Annotated in this window: 14 protein-coding genes and 2 pseudogenes; 9 read left to right on the forward strand and 7 right to left on the reverse strand. The window is 48.5% G+C overall.

Annotated features, from left to right (window positions below; genetic code table 11):
• Positions 1-16: 16 nt before the first annotated feature.
• The 3 genes and pseudogenes from A6013_RS27280 to A6013_RS08475 form a co-directional block, all read right to left on the reverse strand.
• Positions 17-181, reverse strand: a complete 165-nt coding sequence (locus A6013_RS27280; RefSeq protein WP_049138224.1) for a YdaE family protein — start codon at positions 179-181, stop codon at positions 17-19.
• Positions 174-329, reverse strand: a pseudogene (locus A6013_RS27550) (hypothetical protein); the annotation flags it as partial. The gene A6013_RS27280 and the pseudogene A6013_RS27550, both read right to left, overlap by 8 nt.
• A gap of 366 nt (positions 330-695) precedes the next feature.
• The gene (locus A6013_RS08475) at positions 696-1,088 is read right to left on the reverse strand and encodes a helix-turn-helix domain-containing protein (protein ID WP_059311998.1); all 393 of its coding nucleotides are present in this window, start codon (positions 1,086-1,088) and stop codon (positions 696-698) included.
• Between the two features lie 99 nt (positions 1,089-1,187).
• Between A6013_RS08475 and A6013_RS25150 the strand changes: the two genes are divergently transcribed.
• The 4 genes from A6013_RS25150 to A6013_RS08490 all read left to right on the forward strand — a co-directional run bounded on the left by A6013_RS25150 (position 1,188) and on the right by A6013_RS08490 (position 3,654).
• Positions 1,188-1,415, forward strand: coding sequence for a YdaS family helix-turn-helix protein (locus tag A6013_RS25150; protein ID WP_083264079.1), 228 nt, complete (start codon positions 1,188-1,190; stop codon positions 1,413-1,415).
• Positions 1,416-1,417: 2 nt separating this feature from the next.
• Positions 1,418-1,969 carry a toxin YdaT family protein gene (locus tag A6013_RS08480; protein ID WP_069732867.1) on the forward strand — a complete coding sequence of 184 codons (552 nt, stop codon included), beginning with the start codon at positions 1,418-1,420 and terminating at the stop codon, positions 1,967-1,969.
• An 84-nt stretch (positions 1,970-2,053) separates the two neighbouring features.
• Positions 2,054-2,971, forward strand: coding sequence for a replication protein (locus A6013_RS08485; protein WP_069732868.1), 918 nt, complete (start codon positions 2,054-2,056; stop codon positions 2,969-2,971).
• Positions 2,968-3,654, forward strand: a complete 687-nt coding sequence (locus A6013_RS08490; RefSeq protein ID WP_069732869.1) for a replication protein P — start codon at positions 2,968-2,970, stop codon at positions 3,652-3,654. The genes A6013_RS08485 and A6013_RS08490 overlap by 4 nt, the downstream gene beginning before the upstream one ends.
• A gap of 665 nt (positions 3,655-4,319) precedes the next feature.
• Here A6013_RS08490 and lpxP read toward each other — a convergent pair.
• On the reverse strand, positions 4,320-5,228 hold the full coding sequence (gene lpxP / locus A6013_RS08500) for a kdo(2)-lipid IV(A) palmitoleoyltransferase (RefSeq protein ID WP_069732871.1): 909 nt from the start codon (positions 5,226-5,228) through the stop codon (positions 4,320-4,322).
• A gap of 537 nt (positions 5,229-5,765) precedes the next feature.
• The gene (locus tag A6013_RS27870) at positions 5,766-5,942 is read right to left on the reverse strand and encodes a YnfU family zinc-binding protein (RefSeq protein WP_217498535.1); all 177 of its coding nucleotides are present in this window, start codon (positions 5,940-5,942) and stop codon (positions 5,766-5,768) included.
• Between the two features lie 152 nt (positions 5,943-6,094).
• Here A6013_RS27870 and A6013_RS08505 point away from each other — a divergent pair, with 152 nt between their 5' ends.
• Positions 6,095-6,328 carry a hypothetical protein gene (locus A6013_RS08505; protein WP_069732994.1) on the forward strand — a complete coding sequence of 78 codons (234 nt, stop codon included), beginning with the start codon at positions 6,095-6,097 and terminating at the stop codon, positions 6,326-6,328.
• A 17-nt stretch (positions 6,329-6,345) separates the two neighbouring features.
• Here A6013_RS08505 and A6013_RS08510 read toward each other — a convergent pair whose 3' ends face one another.
• Positions 6,346-14,928, reverse strand: coding sequence for a glycoside hydrolase family 94 protein (locus A6013_RS08510; RefSeq protein ID WP_069732872.1), 8,583 nt, complete (start codon positions 14,926-14,928; stop codon positions 6,346-6,348).
• 138 nt (positions 14,929-15,066) lie between these two features.
• Positions 15,067-15,231 (reverse strand): YnfU family zinc-binding protein, encoded by a 165-nt coding sequence (locus A6013_RS27370; RefSeq protein WP_214551156.1) that lies wholly within the window; start codon positions 15,229-15,231, stop codon positions 15,067-15,069.
• Between the two features lie 352 nt (positions 15,232-15,583).
• Here A6013_RS27370 and A6013_RS08515 point away from each other — a divergent pair, with 352 nt between their 5' ends.
• From A6013_RS08515 to A6013_RS08525, 4 genes and pseudogenes are all read left to right on the forward strand, one after another.
• On the forward strand, positions 15,584-15,808 hold the full coding sequence (locus A6013_RS08515; protein WP_038419647.1) for a DinI family protein: 225 nt from the start codon (positions 15,584-15,586) through the stop codon (positions 15,806-15,808).
• A 106-nt stretch (positions 15,809-15,914) separates the two neighbouring features.
• Entirely contained in the window at positions 15,915-16,157 is a 243-nt protein-coding gene (locus A6013_RS27875) for a hypothetical protein (protein WP_224065701.1), read from the forward strand.
• Positions 16,158-16,196: 39 nt separating this feature from the next.
• A pseudogene (locus A6013_RS08520) lies at positions 16,197-16,798 on the forward strand (DUF1367 family protein).
• A gap of 4 nt (positions 16,799-16,802) precedes the next feature.
• Positions 16,803-17,003 (forward strand): hypothetical protein, encoded by a 201-nt coding sequence (locus A6013_RS08525; protein ID WP_049136396.1) that lies wholly within the window; start codon positions 16,803-16,805, stop codon positions 17,001-17,003.
• Position 17,004: the final 1 nt, after the last annotated feature.

Genomic DNA, 17,004 nt, shown 5'->3' on the forward strand with positions numbered 1-17,004 from the left:
TTGCGCGGCTTTTACGTTATGCCTCGTGTGCCATCTGGTCGTACGAAGCACAACGTTCAGAGCAGTATTCTTTCTCTTTGCGCGCCAGCTGTGCGCCGTTGCGATAGAGAAGGGTACTTTTGACTACTTCCTCCGGTTCAACCGGCTTGTGGCAGTACCCGCATTTCATTGAGTTACACATCTGGATTCCCCTTTTGCGCCAGCAGGTAGCACAGGCGGCGAATAATCACCTCGAAGAAGTTCAGCTTTACGGCCTGCTGCCGTCCTGGTTTGCGTGCGAAATCAATCATTCTCACCCTCGTTTGCCTTATCGCCGGCCAGCGGAACGTTTACACCTGATGCGCGTTAATCTCTCCACCTCATCCGACTATTCGTATGCCGTCGGCGGCTACTTCGTGGGCGTCCTGCCTTGGTGGTTCGTAGTGCGTCTTGGTGAGTTAGATTAAACACAAAGTTTAAGTTGTAGTCAACAAAATGAGTAATTTTAGATAAACAAAATGTTTATGTGGTGCTTATGGAGAGTGAAATTTTGTCCTTTGGAGGAAAAAAATTCGACGAAATGGTACGTGCTGGAAGTCCGCGGAATGGTCGCTTAGTACAAAAGATGTGCTAGTTATTAGAGGGGTATAAAAAAAAGGCCACTTCATGGCCATTTCTTATGGTGGGTCTTTACGATTCATTGCTGAAAGGATTACTCAATCATCCTGCGAACGAATCCGGCCTTTCATATACTTATCATATAGTTCGTCCAGCTCTTTCAGGCGAAGTGCGAAGATGCGAAGCATGTTCTGTTGCTCTTCTTCGGGAAGCTGACGGTAAAGTTCCAACAGGCGTTGTTCGTCCGGCTTCAGTCCATCTTTTTTGCCAACATCTTGGCCAAGCAGCCACTCAAGGCTCACCCCAAGCGCATCCGCCAGCTTAATCGCTGAACTTTTACCAATCGTCCCACGAACGAACCAGTTATTGACCGACTGAGCACTGACGCCGCATATACGGGCCATGTCTGATTTGGTCAACTTCTTGAGCTCAAGAACCTCGTTAAGCCGCTGAACTTGGGGGTGGTTAATTTGATGAGTTTTTTCTTTCATGGACGAATTCTAAACCAAATGTTTATTAGCTCAATATTCAAAATGTTGACACAAACATAAACAATATGTTTAATTGCGTTGTTGTTACAGGAGCTATTTATGAAAGCAATTGATAAAGCAATTACCAAAGCAGGAACTGCTACGCGCTTAGCCCAACTGCTAACCGTAAGCGCCATGACTGTTAGTCATTGGCGAAATCGATATCAGGGCGTCGTACCGGCAGATCGAGTTTTGCAAATTTATGGGGTTACCGGCGTAACTCCGCACGAGCTGCGCCCAGATCTCTACCCAAACCCAACAGACGGTTTACCTAAACAGGATCCTTAACTATGCAAACTGTTTCATTTCAACAGAGTAGCAGAGCTTCCTCTAATCCAATGATATTCCCGTGTCATCAAAGCGAATCGGCAGAGCAGGATCTTGATCATCGAGATATTTGTTCTGCAGTCAGGGCGTGGGCAGCGGCAGAAGGGCGCGTAGCTGTTGCGCTTCAAATCCAAGAAGCGGCGGAAGAACTTCAACTTGATGGCGTAGATTTTTCTGGCCAGGCCGATGTCTGGAACGTGAAGCTGTTCCGCTGGCTCGACAACAAAGAAGACTCCGCATCGTACCGAAAGAACGTTGAACAGCTGGTGCCAGCGATCATGTCCGTATTACCGCTTCGATACCGCGACCGTGTCGTAAAGAACGACTCGTTTGCTTACCGAATGGCCCGGCTGGAAAAAGAGGTGAGTGAGGCGAAGCAAGCTTTGATGCTCGATGCACCGAAGAAGGAAAAGCTGAAGGAGTTAGGCGAGGGGATTTTCGAAATGTTCAGAGTCGATCCTGACCTTACGGCACCGCTGCTGGCGATGGTCACAACCATGCTGGGGGTAATGTGAAGACTTCAGAAAAGGCGAAAGCCGCGGTGCTCGAACACCAACGGCTTTCAGGTGCAAAAACGGAGTGTAATTGCGGAGCAAAGTATGTCAAACACAGCTGAAATTATCAATTTCCCCCACAGAACCGAACAACCGGGAGGTCGTATGGCCGACCTGTCGAATGGATATACCAAGGTCGCTAACGAGATCCAGCTGCTTAAGCCACGCCTGAGATTGTCAGGCCGGGAGTGGCAGTGTTTTGAAGCGGTGATCTGGCTTACCTACGGCTGGAACAAGAAACAGGACCGCGTTACGAACACGGTGATCGCTGAGCTTACAGGTTTGAGTGATTCGCATGTTTCTGATGCGCTCAAATCACTCGCAGAACGCAAAATTATCTTCAGTCAAAAGCAGGGCGTGATGAAAATAGTTGGTATAAATACTGATCTTTCCGCCTGGATTTTAGACAAACCGAAAACGGGAAAAATCTTCCCGAAATCGGGAAAAGTGTTACCGAAAACGGGAAAAACCTTCCCTGAAACGGTAGACACCCAAGACTATAACAAGAACAATATTAAAATATCCTCGTCTCGGAATTCTGACGAATCCCGAAACCAGAAAACTCAAAAGTTTCTCTCTCGCCATCCTGAAGCAGCCGCTGGGATATACACCCCGGCAGGTAAATCATGGGGATCCGCTGACGACATCAAGGCCGCTCGCTGGATTTACGACAGGCTTCTCACCGTCAACGCATCGCTATCCGAACCCAACTGGGTTGAATGGGCAAACACCATCAGGCTGATGCGTGTCCAGGACAAGCGTACTCACTACGAAATCTGTGACCTGTTCCAGTGGGCTAATCGGGACGAGTTCTGGAAAGACAACATCCTGAGCCCTTCAAGTCTCCGCAAGCACTGGGATCAGCTCACCACCAAACGGCTGCGCGCAACCGGAATGGTAAAACCATCCTGGGGTGGCATTGACCTGCATAACACCGACTGGATTGACGGAGTGCTGGAATGAAAAATCTAGCCGAAAGCATTCGCAATTTTGGCCGGGAACAGGCTCGCCGCGTGGCGCACAACCTACCCGAGCAGTACACCGAACGCGAACAAACGCAGCAGGTGGCGCAGATTATCAACGGGCTGTTCGTACAGCTGACGGCTGCGTTCCCGGCAAGCCTGGTTAATCGCAGCCAGGAAGACGTGAACGAGATCCGCCGTCAGTGGGTGCTGGCCTTCAAAGAAAACGGGATCAACACCTTGGACCAGGTTGAAGCCGGGATGCGCATTGTACGCCGTCAGGAACGCCCATTCCTGCCTTCGCCGGGCCAGTTCATCAAGTGGTGCAGGGAAGGGCGATGCGTGCTGGGGATCACCACTGCTGACGTTATGGCTGAGTACTGGAAGTGGCGCAAGCTGGTGTTTCGGTACCCGAGCAGTGAGCATTATCCGTGGCCGAAGCCAGTTTATTACCATATATGCCTCGAACTGCGGCGCCGGGGAACTGATGGGCAGTTGAGCCATAAAGAGCTCGAGCGTGAGGCTGGCGAGATTCTGGGTATGTGGGAAAAGCGGGTGCTGGCCGGGAAGCCAATCCCGCCTGTTCGGCGCGCGTTGGCCCCGCCAGTTGTTCAGAAGGGGCCAACGCCAGCGGAGCTTTTGAAGGCTAAATATGACCGGATGAAGGCTGGTGGGAGGGGGTAAGTGTGCCAGCAAAGATTCTGAAGACTCGTACCGCACAACGAATGAGTTAAAGGCTTTATCTCCATCGAGTGTTATAACCGAGTAACAAGTCGCCTCCTCTGGCGACAAAGAGGTATCAAAATGAGATTAAGAATCACGAGAGCAATCGGCCTCAGCAAATTCTCGCCACGTTGGGTTAAGACTATCTGTTTACGGCTAATTAAAAACGATATTGAGCGCTCCCTCAACGCTCTTCTGGCCACCATTGATGAAACTGAACTCTCTTCGGAGCAAGTCAAAGCATTGAGGGAATGCGTTGACAGAATCAACCTGGCAAGGGGAAAGGGGATGCAAGCGTGAGCGCTACTGCTATTGAGCCGAAAGAGATTTTTTATACCACATGCTCATTGCTGAACACATAAAGCGTAGCTGAAGTGACTGATGCTGACTGAGTGATGCGCGGAGAAATAGTTGTCTAATAACTCAATCATATTAATCACTTTTCCCATGGTACCTTTTTTATCTTGAGGATTAGGCAGTACGAAATCCTAGCTTTGGCCGCTCTATTGGATCCTACACCTCTGAATTGCTAAGGACGGAATATGAACGGATGAAAGCTAGCATGAGGTGCGAGTGGTGTTGAGAAAGGTCCACTGGACAATCATTTGAATAATTCTGTAAAAAACTCATTTGTATAAAGAGTCTTCTCCTTCTGGGCGCGTTTTGAACCTTCGATGCATCCACAGGTATTGTTCAGGGGCGCGGAGGATTTCACGCTCGATGATTTTATTCATATAAGCAGCTGCAGCGATATTATCGTCCTCAGGATATCCTAACAATGGATTACTGATATACATATGATAACCTTTTTTATCGCTCCGTCGAATCATGCTAAGTGTGATCAAATTTGCTCCAGCGAGTTTTGAAAGTGCGTACGTTCCGTTCGTTGTGGCTGCTTTTTTTACCGAGAAAAAGGGTGCGAAAACGCTCCCCTTAGGCCCGTAATCCTGATCTGGTGCAAACCACACAGCTTCACCCGCCTTGAGTGCATGAACTAATCGAGATAGATTACGTCGATCAATCATAGCTTTATTTGAACGCATACGTCCTTTTGTCTGAACCCATTCCATCAATGGATTGTTGTGCGGCCGATACGTTGCCATCATTGGATGGCATAACCCCATTACTCTTCCGCATAGTTCAAGGGACATGAAATGAATCCCGACAACCATTACCCCTCCGGTTGCGTTAGCCAAGTTTTCAATCCCTTCTACGTCAAACCACTTTTTGACTCTCGCATCGCTCCAGAACCAGGCCATGCCAGTTTCCATCAGTCCCAGCCCGAGAGAAACAAAGTTATTATTTATCATCTGGCTTCGGGCAATCGGAGTCATATCGGGAAAACAGAGTTCAATATTCCTAACTGCTATACTTTCTCTACGTTTTAAAAAGGGCCTGGAGATTTTTCCAAGACCGGAACCAAGAGTATATAAAACCGGATAAGGAAGTAGGACTATAACCCACAGAAGTGCCAAGCCTGCCCAGGAAAACCAGTGGCGGGGATGAAGTAATTTGTATGTAAAGAGTTGTGACATAAATTTCCCTAAGCTAATGAAGGTTGTAATGCACATGGATAATTTGAAGAATTTGTTTTTCAGCGGAACATTTCATTTAGATAATTGAGTTTTATCTGAATTCAGGGGGCAGATTGCGTGTGGGAGTGGATGCCTACTAAATGGTTTGGTTAGGCGAAAAAATTCTTTTTCTATAATACTCAGTAGGTTATTAATGATATTCGAGGAATTGCCTTCTGGATTCATCCTCCCCAACATACTCAAAAGATAGAAGACGAATTGGGATTAAGTTATAAAACCAATTGCAATCATTTCGTTGAATAACTTCGCCTGGTTTGAAACATATCCCTGATGCTTCCCGAACAATTGCATATTTGCCATTGCTAAATTTCACTCTGTGGATATAGAAATGTTGACCGATCTGTCCATGACAGCTGTTCGAAAGTATATCTCCTTCAATGAAAACAGATTTTTTATCTTTCATCATAATGCCCTCTACCACTATACTATAAAAGGAATGTTGGCTTTTACAGATATCAGTTAAGTTGCAGGAACTGTTCAGCCGCCGATGCACCAGCATTCTGATGGCCTGAACAACAGTCCGCAGGCAGGACATTCCAGAATAGCATTTTTTCTTAGTTTACCTGCTTTCTGATTGGCTCTGTATGCGCATACCGGGCAAGCAACATGGACCGGTCTTTCTTTAAAATGTCTAAGTCCTTCTGTAAATGACATAAATTAACCTCTGGAAAATATAATATTTATTATACGCTTTAAAATATAAATTGTCGGGTTAAGTTATGAATATTTATTGCTGAATAAAATATGAGCTTTTAGAAAACAACAGTTTGATTTATGTTACAATATCCTTCCATGAGAAATTTATGATGAAATCAGAAGACACTCTTGACTGGTACCCAGCGCAGTTGCCGCCAGTAAAAATTATTTTAGGTGAAGCAGTGCTTGCTGTGGGTAAACAGGGAAGGCCGATTAATACACGGACCTTGCTCGAGTATCTTCAAGTCATACAAGGTAAGCAAAAAAGACGTGATGATAAAGTTGCTATGCAGACTGCGATTGAAGTGCTTAGAGACAATCAGCGCATTAACGGTAGGCGTTAATGCGCTTTTAAGATCCCTTAGTTCTGAGTGATCTCTACTATGTGTCTTTGACCATCCTGCTTTAAAGGTATTCGGTCATCAGACAGTTCGATACCATCTAGTATGACCTGGTACTCCCCGTTGCCACGTGTAATGGTAATCTCGTAATAACTTTCGTCATGTTGATATGTCAGAGAAAAAGACTCCCACTCTGCTGGTAACAGGGCATGTATGGTCAAGACATCACCGGAACGTTTTATGCCCATCAATTCTTCTGTAAGAAGACGATAGGCCCAACCCGCTGATCCGGTGTACCAACTCCAACCTGCACGTCCAGTATGTGGCGCGATGCTGTAAACATCTGCACTCATTACGTATGGTTCTGCTCTGTAAATCGCAACTTCTTCGTCAGTAGACGCGTGGTTTATTGGATTGATCAGTGACCAGAGTTGCCACGCACGCTCTGCATTTCCCATTCGGGCAAATGCCATCACTGCCCAGATAGCACCATGAGTATATTGCCCGCCATTTTCACGCACACCAGGCACATAACCCTGAATGTAACCGGGATTCGGTCCGTGTCCATCGAATGGAGGCGAAAGTAGCTTTATCAACCTGGATTCGGAGTTTACCAAATGCTTGTCCAGTGCCTGCATTGATTTACCGGCACGTCCACAGTCTGTCGCACCGGATAAAACGGACCAACTTTGAGCTATTGCATCAATCCGGCAGTCTTGAGAACTTTTGGATCCTAAAGGCGTTCCATCGTCAAAATATCCACGCCGAAACCATTCCCCGTCCCAGGCTGTCGCATTCAGATTTTTTTGCAAGTGTTCCGCCTCCGTGCGACACAGCGATGCTACAAGCTTATCTTGCTGACGATCAGCGAGCGTCGCGAAACGCTTTAAAATGTCGAATAGGAAGAACCCGAGCCAAACGCTTTCACCTTTTCCTTCGATGCCGACCCGGTTCATCCCATCGTTCCAGTCGCCAGCGCCCATAAGCGGCAGACCATGTTGTCCAAAACGAAGCCCATGCTTAATGGCTTTAACGCAGTGTTGCCATAGCGTCTCTTCGGTGTGGCTGATTAGTGGTGTATCGTAAACGGACTCTTCTCCAGGCTGGAGCTGACGCCCTTCCAGATAAGGAATCATCTGCTCTAGTATTCCGATATCCCCAGAAGTGTCGACGTAGTGACAGACGGCGAGCGGGAGCCAGAGAAAATCATCTGAACATCGCGTGCGTACGCCGCTACCGTGAGGTGGATGCCACCAGTGCTGCACATCGCCTTCAATAAACTGTCTTGACGCACATAGTACTATTTGGTCGCGCAGGCGTTCCGGTGCAGCGTGGGTCAGTGCTAATGTATCCTGGAGTTGATCGCGAAAACCAAATGCGCCACCCGATTGATAATAACCACTGCGCGCCATGAGACGACAGGCCATTGTCTGATATAGAAGCCAACCGTTAACTAGCTTATCAACTGAATGGTCTGGTGTTTTGACCACTATCTTATCCAGCATGCGGTGCCAGTGACGATGGACATTTTCCAACTCCTGTCGAACGATATTTTCATCCAAATAATGATCGAGTATAGTCTGAGCCCGGGCGGAGTTTTCCTCGCTGCCGAGTACAAAAATGAAGGTCTTCTGATCACCGTCAATTAGGGTGGTAACTGACTGAACTGCACCGCATGGATCCAAACCAGCGCCCGTATTTCCCGATAAACTGCGAAGCTTCATTGCGGCCGGTTTTTGCAAAGAGCCATTGCGGCCAATAAACTCTCGGCGATCACCTGTCAACGAACAATTAGGATCGTTGACAGCGAAAAATGCAATGCGTCCTTCGCCGTTAGCTCCGTAAAAGTTATTTGCTGTAACTCCACTACCACCCGGCACGACCACCGTATGTGTAACGATATGGGGAGCAGAACGCGAGCGTGATTCCCCAAGCGTCCACTCTACGTACCCTGTGACCGATAATTTGCGCGTGCGGCCCGAATTGTTACTAAGCGTCAGAAGTGCCAACTTAACAGGATCGTGTTCTCCAACCAGTATTGTCAACTCGCTATCTATACCACTATCGCGGTGCGCGAATACGCTGTAGCCAAAACCATGACGGGTTATATAATCCCCGTGGCCACGAACAGGTAACGTCGTGGGTGACCATACCGTTCCGCTCTCTTCATCACGAATATAATAAGCCTCACCGCTACGGTCGCTTACTGGATCGTTTTCCCAGGGGGTTAAACGATATTCATGAGCGTTCTCATACCAACTGTAAGCCTGTCCGGCTTCTGAAATGACGCTACCAAAACAGGAGTTTGCAAGCACATTTGACCAAGGGGCCGGCGTTGGAACATTTTCCTTCAGGATAATCTGATACTCCCGTCCATCCTCTGAAAACCCTCCATGCCCATTGAAGTTGAACAGATGTTCTATATGCGGCGTCCAGTCTTCCTGTCGATTGCTTCCCTCAGTGACAAAAGATACAAATGGCCTTTGCGGTTTAATTGGCGAGTGGAGCCGCTGATTAAGTTGCTCGTTTAGCCCGCCGGCGCGATCGTCAAGATACATACATGCAACGCTCATCAACAATTGCTTATCTTCAGAAGACAAATGCTCCCCGTTACGGACAAAAATGCCGCCCGGTTTATCCAGCAGGCTGGCTTCTGAACCGGCATAGATTAAATCCATAATCAGTGTTTGAAGGGCCTGCTGATAGCCACCTGCTCTGTTATTGAGGATAACAAGATCCACTTCAAGCCCTTTTAGTCGCCAGTAACGATGAGCCTGAATCAGTGTAGTGATAGAGGTCATACTCTCATCGCTGGTCACGCTATGCAGTACAATCGGTAAATCACCTGAAATACCCCAGCCCCACAGTCCGGACTGACCGCGGCGGTTACGGCTTATGACTTGATCGTCGGCGCGTAGTTCGTGACAGGGATAGAGCACAGCACTAGCGAGTCGGTTAAACAGCGTTGCGTCATCTTCGCTGGCATTTATCTGCCTTAGCACTACCAGACTGTGCGACCAGGCAAGCTCAAAAACACGCTCAGCGATTGGGTAATCACGGTATTTTTCCAATAATGCCTTGCTTTGCTGACGGCTCTCACTGATGCCATAAACGATATCAATCGTTATCGGAATGCCTGGCATGAGTCTCACAACTTGTCGGATCGCTAGGACAGGATCCAGCACGGCACCGGAAGTATTGCTGAGCGGCCCGTTAGCATAGATAGCAGCGGCATCAGCCGGACTTCTGCCCCTTCCAATAAACTTAGCTCGGTCTGTTTCAAACGAGGCTTCATTATGATCATTGCTATGCACCACCATCATGTGAAACAGAAATGGGCTCGGTTCATCTGGAGAACGCGGTCGTCGATGGCAAAGAATAGCGTCCCGACTGTGATCAATCTCAGTTTCGATGAACAAATTACTGAATGCCGGATGCGCTAGATCACTGGTTTCTGGAGCAATCACCACTTCAGCATACGTTGTTAGCTCGAGCGTTCGCGGTAGACGGCCATGGTGTACCAGGGTGACACGCCGCAGCTCTATATCATCCTCCGGGGAAACCACAACCTGTGTCCTAACGCTAAGGGCTCCGAAGGTACGCCTGAATTCTGCGCCTGCGTCGGTGAAGATTATCTCATCGCTGCTATTCGCATTTCCGCCCATGGGCTGCCAAGTATTGCTCCATACCTCATTCGTATGCGGATCACGGATATAACAGAACGATCCCCAGTTATCACGGGTTGTATCGCTGCGCCAGCGGGTAACTGAAATCGAATTCCAGCGGCTGTATCCTCCACCACCTGGCGTCAGCATCAAGTGGTAATGCCCATTTGAGAGCAGCTGTATTTGCGGAGTAGGGCTGTCTACATGACTGAAAACTCTCGGTTCATATCGCACCGGTTTAACCCTTCCTTCATGGGATTCAAAATGACGGCGAGGGCTATAAAGATCGACTGCATCCGGGACGCGTTCCTGCAATAGGAGATTCGCCGACATAAAGGTGGGGCTTGCCATAAATCGCTCGATCATTGGGGCATCAAGCAGGATATTCGCTAGCGCCTGGAATCCCATCCCTTGGTGGTGTGCCATCCAGGACTGTACAACCGCGTACAGTTGCCCGGTAGCAAGCCGTGATGGCGTGTAGTCCAGCGCTTCATAAAACCCGTATTCGCCATGTGCACCGCTCTGCTCCAGTCTAAGTAAGTTTTCGCAGGCCTTCTGGGGGTAAACGAGCAGAGCTAGTAGTGTTGCATACGGCGCGACTACCATATCGTCCGCAAGTCCTCGGCGAAGACCGAGTCCAGGTACCCCAAATGCCTGATACTGATAATTACGCTGGAGATCAAATGCATGATAGCCGGACTCAGAAACGCCCCATGGTACGCCACGTTCCTTGCCCCAGTTAATCTGACGTGTCACCGCGGATTTGCCCATTTCATCAAGCAAACTGCCACGCCAGTTTGGCATCACTAGATTCGGCATCAGGTATTCAAACATCGAGCCGCTCCATGACATTAACGAGGTTTCATTGTTGATATTGGTGAACAACCTTCCCAACGCATACCAGCTTTTCATCGGAAGCTGATTTGTCGCGATAGCGAGATAACTTGTCAGCCTGATTTCAGAGGGCAGAAGGTCATAGTGGCTTTTATCGGCGGTATTTGTGTCGCAGTTATATCCGACACTGAGCAGGCTGGTAGCTTCGCTGAAGAGAAAGGCAAAATCCATTCGCGCATGGTCATTTAACCTCTTTTCGAGTTCGCTGATGATATCCAGCCGCAAACGGGCGTGAGTAATAACTGATGCAGGAGGCGTTCCTTCTCCGGTATCGGTACTCTGCGCCAACCAGCTTAGTGTTGGCAATGTCTCGCTTGGGTATGTAGGGGGTAACCACGCGAGCAGATGTGACCATTCGTGGCATAATTCAACCAACTGATGCTCCAGATGCTCGGCCCAGCGCACCACAAGATCACCTTCCTGCTGACTCGCAGCGGTAAGATGTTTGCACTGAGTACGCATTTTTTTAAGTTCGCTGTAAAGAGCTCCCGAAGGAAGTTCCACTGAGCTGAAACACTGCTTTTGAAGCTCTTTAAGTGTATCCGGTGCCTCCGGCCCCCAGTGTTTTTCAAGAAGTAATAATGTATCGTTTAACCCTGCAAGTATTCTTTCGCCATTCAAAATCGGCTGGTTTCGCATGGCTAATAACCCTTCACGCAGAGTCAATAGATGTCCAGCCATATTACCGCTATCCACGCTTGATACGTAACGCGGACTGAGCGGCGCAAGTGTTCGAGTGTCATACCAGTTATATAAATGACCACGAAAATGTTCCATATTATCAAGAGAGTCGAGCGTGAGCGTTATGCGTTGTAAGACGCTGCCGCCTGGCAAATAGCCAAAATCCCAGGCAGTAAGGTTAGCCAGTAGTGATAACCCAATGTTGGTAGGGGATGTACGGTGCGCGATCGTCGGCTGCGGTATTTCCTGATAATTATCGGGGGGGAGCCAATTTTCTTTCGCTGTGGCGAAGGTCTCAAAAAAAGACCATATTTCTCGGCTTGTCTGTCTCAGCAGAAGTTTCTGCTTATGATCTGGCAAAAAGGGCTTACGCGCGGGTTGGCGGCTCAGCCAAGCCATAATAATGGGAGCTATGCACCACCCGACGCTAATGGGCAATGCGATGAACAGCATCAGCGGATCAAACACCAATGCTAGTGATGTGAGACTCAGACCGCAGGCAACATTAAGCCACATTTCCCTATAAAAACCTAAAACAGATATACTGGATTGGTAGTTATCTGGGTTATAGCTTACCCATTGGTTGAGGTTACGCTGGCTTACACCAAGTCGCCAAAGCGTAACTCCAATAGCGTATAATGAGTAACCGGCCTCGTGGGGTAGTATCATAATCGTGAGACCGATACGTGAAATGCGCTTCAAGGCTCCAGCTGAGACCAGTTGCAGATGTTGTTTAAGGGGACGGCGGTGCGGTTTATGACCGAGATCCCATGCTATGCTAAGCGCCGCAGGAAGAAACCATATTAGCGTAAGCACGCTAAACCAGTATAAAGGGTTGGGGAGCCAGAGCAGCGTGCTCAATACAAGCAGCATGATCGACGGCGCTACCAGGCTGCGTCGGAGATTATCCAATAATTTCCAACGAGAAAGGATGGACAATGGATTTTTTTCCCTGCTTCCGTCAGCTTTTCTGACCCGAACCCTTAACCAATTGAGCAGTTGCCAATCTCCGCGGATCCAGCGCGTACGACGTGCGACGTCTGAGATATAATTAGTTGGATATTGTTCGTAAAGTAAAACGTCGCTCAGCAGACCAGAGCGGGCGTAACATCCTTCGAGCAGGTCGTGACTGAGTACAAGATTTTCCGGACAGACGTTGGCAGTGGACTGGACAAAAATATCTACATCATAGATACCTTTGCCTACGAACGATCCCTCGCCAAAAAGATCCTGATATATATCTGAAGACATCATCGAATAGGGATTATTACCCGGGACGCTGCTACGCATGGCGGCGTAGTGCCCCTGACCGTAAAGAGGCATTTCCTCTGCTAAGCCTGGCTGTAAAATTCCGTACCCTTTAACGACTCGTTGGAACGTTGGATCATATTCTGGTTTATTCAGCGGATGCGCCATTGTGGCCACCAGTTTATGGGCGGTATCGCGAGGAAGGAGCGTATCACTGTCAAGAGTGATGACGTATTTAATCCGTCCGGGCAAAGCCTGCGAGGGAAAGCCTGCAACGCTCGAAAACTGGGCTCCCGGTTGGCGTAACCAGCTGTTAAGAAGAGCTAGTTTGCCCCGCTTGCGTTCATATCCCATCCAGATTCTCTGCGAATCGTTCCACACCGGCCGGCGGTGCAGTAGATAAAATCGAGATCGGCCGCTAGGGTTGCGCCGATTAAGTCTCTGCGTCTCAGCAATCGCTTGCCTTAAAAGGACAGTGTTTTCCTCGGTATCCTCAGTTGATGAATCCGGAAAATCGGTAAGAAGTGCAAAGCAGAGATTTTCATCCTGATTGCCAAGGCTGCAGACTTCCAGGCGAGAGAGAAGTTTGCTGAGGCTTTCATAGCTTGTCAGCATGCAAGGGATCGCAACCATTGTGGCATATTCAACTGGTATCCCACTTGAAAAGTCCATCCGCGGCAGAGGTCTGGGAATACGAAAGCGTGTCGTTGCTTCGCTAAGCATATCGCTGGCGAGTTGACTAATGGCAACAATAAGGGGGAGTGCTAGGGGGATGAGCAGCCAGAATATACCCTGTAGTGCAGTTTCATACAATATGGTAGCCGTAGCGGCCGTGGTCAAGAGACTCAGGCTACCAAGCCATGACAGAAGGGGCGATTTATTCATACTCTGCCGCAGCCATTTCAATAGAGACCTTTCAACTGACAAAAGTTGTTCGAGTTGTGGCCTTCCACCCCCAAGCAGAAAATAACCGATATGCCGGTGCTCAGGATCTAGACTCGGTTCGCAAGACATTGCCAACACGCGGTTTGCAACTTCCGGTTCACTCAAGCTCGCATCCCTGGCAAGCGTTTCAATCACATGGCGATAATGATCTCGGGTGTCGAAGTGCATGCGAGGATATATACCAGCTGGGTCAAGGCGTAAAGTTTGCTCGACTACGCTGATGGTCTCTGCAAAATCAGACCAGTTCGTTTCACTCAGCAGACGTAAACCCGAAATACTGTTACTGACGGAAAGCTGGCTGGCGGCAAGCTGCTGATTGAAGCGATGAATCAGGATCTCAGTTGTAACACCTTGCTCTGCAAGACGTTGTTCAATCCAATTCAGAGGGAGTGCAAGAGCATTGCCATGTCCCTGCAGACGACGAACCATTTCAGCAACAAAGGCACTGCTCAGTGGAGGATGATCACGCGCCATATCGGCAACAATCAAAATTAGGTCGGCGGGAGCATTCTCTGCACAATCAAAAATCCGCGTTATCCACATATCTGCAAGATTTCGCTCCTGCTGGGCCTGGGTCACTTCGTTGCTCACACGACGCAGGTTTTCTATCAGCGCTAGACGCAGCATTCCTGGCAAAGCCCATATCTCCCCCAACGTCAGAGGTGTCACCTCTTGATAGGCGGAAATATAACTGGTAAGGCTGCTGCTGTCCCAGTGTCCGTCGCCATGCGCTATGGCCTCTGAGGCTAAGTCATAAATTCTGGGACATCTATGTGGATAGGCTAGTACCGGAAGACCCTTACCAAAGCTTTTCGGTAAGTGCTGGCGTACCATGCGAATCTGCTCTTCAATCAGGTAATAGTTGTCCAGCAGCCACTCACCTGCTGGCATGATACTCGTTTTTTTTCCTGCATTGAGTAGATAGCAACATCGCGTAATTATCGTTTCATTGTCAGTTAGTCGTTTAAGAAGGTAGTACGGGAGTATTTCCGGAGACAATTTGTGCGTACGAGCCAGTTTTCTTCCAAAGCGTTCCAACTGAGGGGTAGAAAACAGTTCCGAACGTAAATAGTTTTCTCCTCCCGAATCGTTGGCTGGGGCTGATATGTGTGCGCTGCCTTCGGGCAGAATACGAGAACGCTTAAACCACGCAATAGGTTTCATTTTCATTGGGTTGCTCTTTTGCTACGTTAACGCGCAGGAGCAGATGCGAAATCAGTTCAGAAACGTTCTCTCAGGATGGGCGTAAGGCATCGGGGATTTGACAACTGCTGATATTATATTAAGTGTAGAACATCGGCTGTGAAGCTAGCGCGGAGAGATAAAAAGTGCTTTACACCCCGGACAAAGCATGGGGCTTTTTAGACGCAGTTTAGAGGAAGGCTGAGCGGATTTTAAGCCGCAAACAGGGCAGGTGACAGTTGTGGTTAATACGCTTCCAAAAAGTTTCATTGTGTAATCGATAACGGACATGATTATTAGCCTCTCAATGAATGTATTTCACTCTATCACATTTGGCTAAAATTAAACCAATTTAATAATCACCCAATTTTTTAACATAAGTGAGGTTTTCTTCTCTTTTCTAACTCATCGCTTTCATGTCCGTTTTTGAAGCGAATGAATTCCAACCTTTTAAAAATCCTTATGCTATTTTGCAACGCAAGATGAGTTTTATCTAGGTTACCGCCTGGATTGAACGCTTGATTTTTTTCTACAAGAAAAATCGGTTGATTCACATTCGATGTTCTGAAAACGTTGCAAAATCCGTTACATAAGTTTATAAATATACTGTACATGCATACAGTAATTCATTGCGGAGGGGAAAGTGAAAATCGAGTTAGCCATTGATCGCATGAAGAAACTTCCTGATGGAGCTATACCTGCACTCGAGTCAGAACTGCTCAAAAGGCTCAGTAAACAGTTTTATGAATGCCAGCTTACGATTAAGCGTGCCAGCAATGATGGTCTGAGTGTTTTCGGGGGCGACAAGAAAGAGGTTGAGCAAATCGTGCAGGAGACCTGGGAAAGCGCCGACGAGTGGTTTTATTAATCGCGTGAATTTCACTGGAGCAGTTTCAAAGAGTATCGCTGTTTGCGTTCCCCTGGCTGTTCCCGATTACTGTTTACCGCGTCAATAAGTCGCTCTGGGGGAAATAGTGTGTAGTGCAGATGCCTTTAATGCAGATGATCAATGGTACGACGTGGTCAGAAGGGCCGATAAAGCAGTTATCTATAGCTTCCCGGCTGAGGGCAGATATCTGGTTTATCGAGTAAATGGAATAGTTTCATTACGACCGTTGCTCGAAGAGGAAGAAATATTCACTCTCAACGGGTTTATGCAATTTGCAAAACGACTGGGGTACCGAGTTACACCACCGTCTGATATTATTCTTTCATAGGCCTGAACAACCTATACCTGATGCGCCACGGAGAGAACCATGGCGCTAGAATTACAACTTATCAAACATCATTCAGGAATACTGATCCCGGCTACGCCCGAGACCAGGGATATCCTGCAATCAAAAAACCGGCTCGGCGATATTCTTGTTGCCGAGTTCAGGCGGGTACGAAACCCGGCATTTCACCGGCGCTTTTTCGCGCTTCTCAATCTCGGTTTTGAATACTGGGAACCAACCGGCGGGGCTATCTCGAGCAACGAGCGGAAGCTGATCACCGGCTACGCCAAGTACCTGGCTTCATATGGCGGGAACGAGGGGGCTCTGATCGATGCTACCGAACTATACCTGGAACAGGTTGCTTATCGGCGCGTCACGAATGGCATTAGCCTGTGCAAGTCCTTCGATGCTACCGCTCCTGGGTGATTGTCGAGGCAGGGCACTTTGATGCCATTCAGCTACCTGACGGAACGCTCAAAAAGCATCCTCGCAGCATCTCGTTTGCCAACATGGACGAACTCGAGTTTCAGCAACTCTATAAAGCTGCGCTCGATGTTCTCTGGCGCTGGGTCCTGTCCCGTTCATTCCGCAGCCGTGACGAGGCCGAAAACGTCGCCGCGCAGCTGCTTGGCTTTGCGGGGTGATGGAATGAAGAAGACCTGGTTCCACCACACCGATTGCAGCACCGAACAGGCCGACGAGCTGGTCAAGCGTTACAAAGCGCGCGGCGTGCGCGTTGAGCGCAGCCTAAACCAGGATTACGTAACCTGGACTGTCAGTGCATACCTGCCGACCTCAAATACACCAGCGCGCCCGGACAGTCGCTGGCGAAACCGGATGTGGGGGTGAA

It is taken from the genome of Enterobacter sp. IF2SW-B1, assembly GCF_001743375.1.
In the GTDB taxonomy this organism is placed as follows: domain Bacteria; phylum Pseudomonadota; class Gammaproteobacteria; order Enterobacterales; family Enterobacteriaceae; genus Enterobacter; species Enterobacter bugandensis.

Coding starts and splice junctions, on each gene's coding strand:
- A6013_RS27280 (WP_049138224.1), bottom strand. CDS start 181: ATGTGTAACTCAATGAAATGCGGGTACTGCCACAAGCCGGTTGAACCG.
- A6013_RS08475 (WP_059311998.1), bottom strand. CDS start 1,088: ATGAAAGAAAAAACTCATCAAATTAACCACCCCCAAGTTCAGCGGCTT.
- A6013_RS25150 (WP_083264079.1), top strand. CDS start 1,188: ATGAAAGCAATTGATAAAGCAATTACCAAAGCAGGAACTGCTACGCGC.
- A6013_RS08480 (WP_069732867.1), top strand. CDS start 1,418: ATGCAAACTGTTTCATTTCAACAGAGTAGCAGAGCTTCCTCTAATCCA.
- A6013_RS08485 (WP_069732868.1), top strand. CDS start 2,054: ATGTCAAACACAGCTGAAATTATCAATTTCCCCCACAGAACCGAACAA.
- A6013_RS08490 (WP_069732869.1), top strand. CDS start 2,968: ATGAAAAATCTAGCCGAAAGCATTCGCAATTTTGGCCGGGAACAGGCT.
- lpxP (WP_069732871.1), bottom strand. CDS start 5,228: ATGTCACAACTCTTTACATACAAATTACTTCATCCCCGCCACTGGTTT.
- A6013_RS27870 (WP_217498535.1), bottom strand. CDS start 5,942: ATGTCATTTACAGAAGGACTTAGACATTTTAAAGAAAGACCGGTCCAT.
- A6013_RS08505 (WP_069732994.1), top strand. CDS start 6,095: ATGAAATCAGAAGACACTCTTGACTGGTACCCAGCGCAGTTGCCGCCA.
- A6013_RS08510 (WP_069732872.1), bottom strand. CDS start 14,928: ATGAAAATGAAACCTATTGCGTGGTTTAAGCGTTCTCGTATTCTGCCC.
- A6013_RS27370 (WP_214551156.1), bottom strand. CDS start 15,231: ATGTCCGTTATCGATTACACAATGAAACTTTTTGGAAGCGTATTAACC.
- A6013_RS08525 (WP_049136396.1), top strand. CDS start 16,803: ATGAAGAAGACCTGGTTCCACCACACCGATTGCAGCACCGAACAGGCC.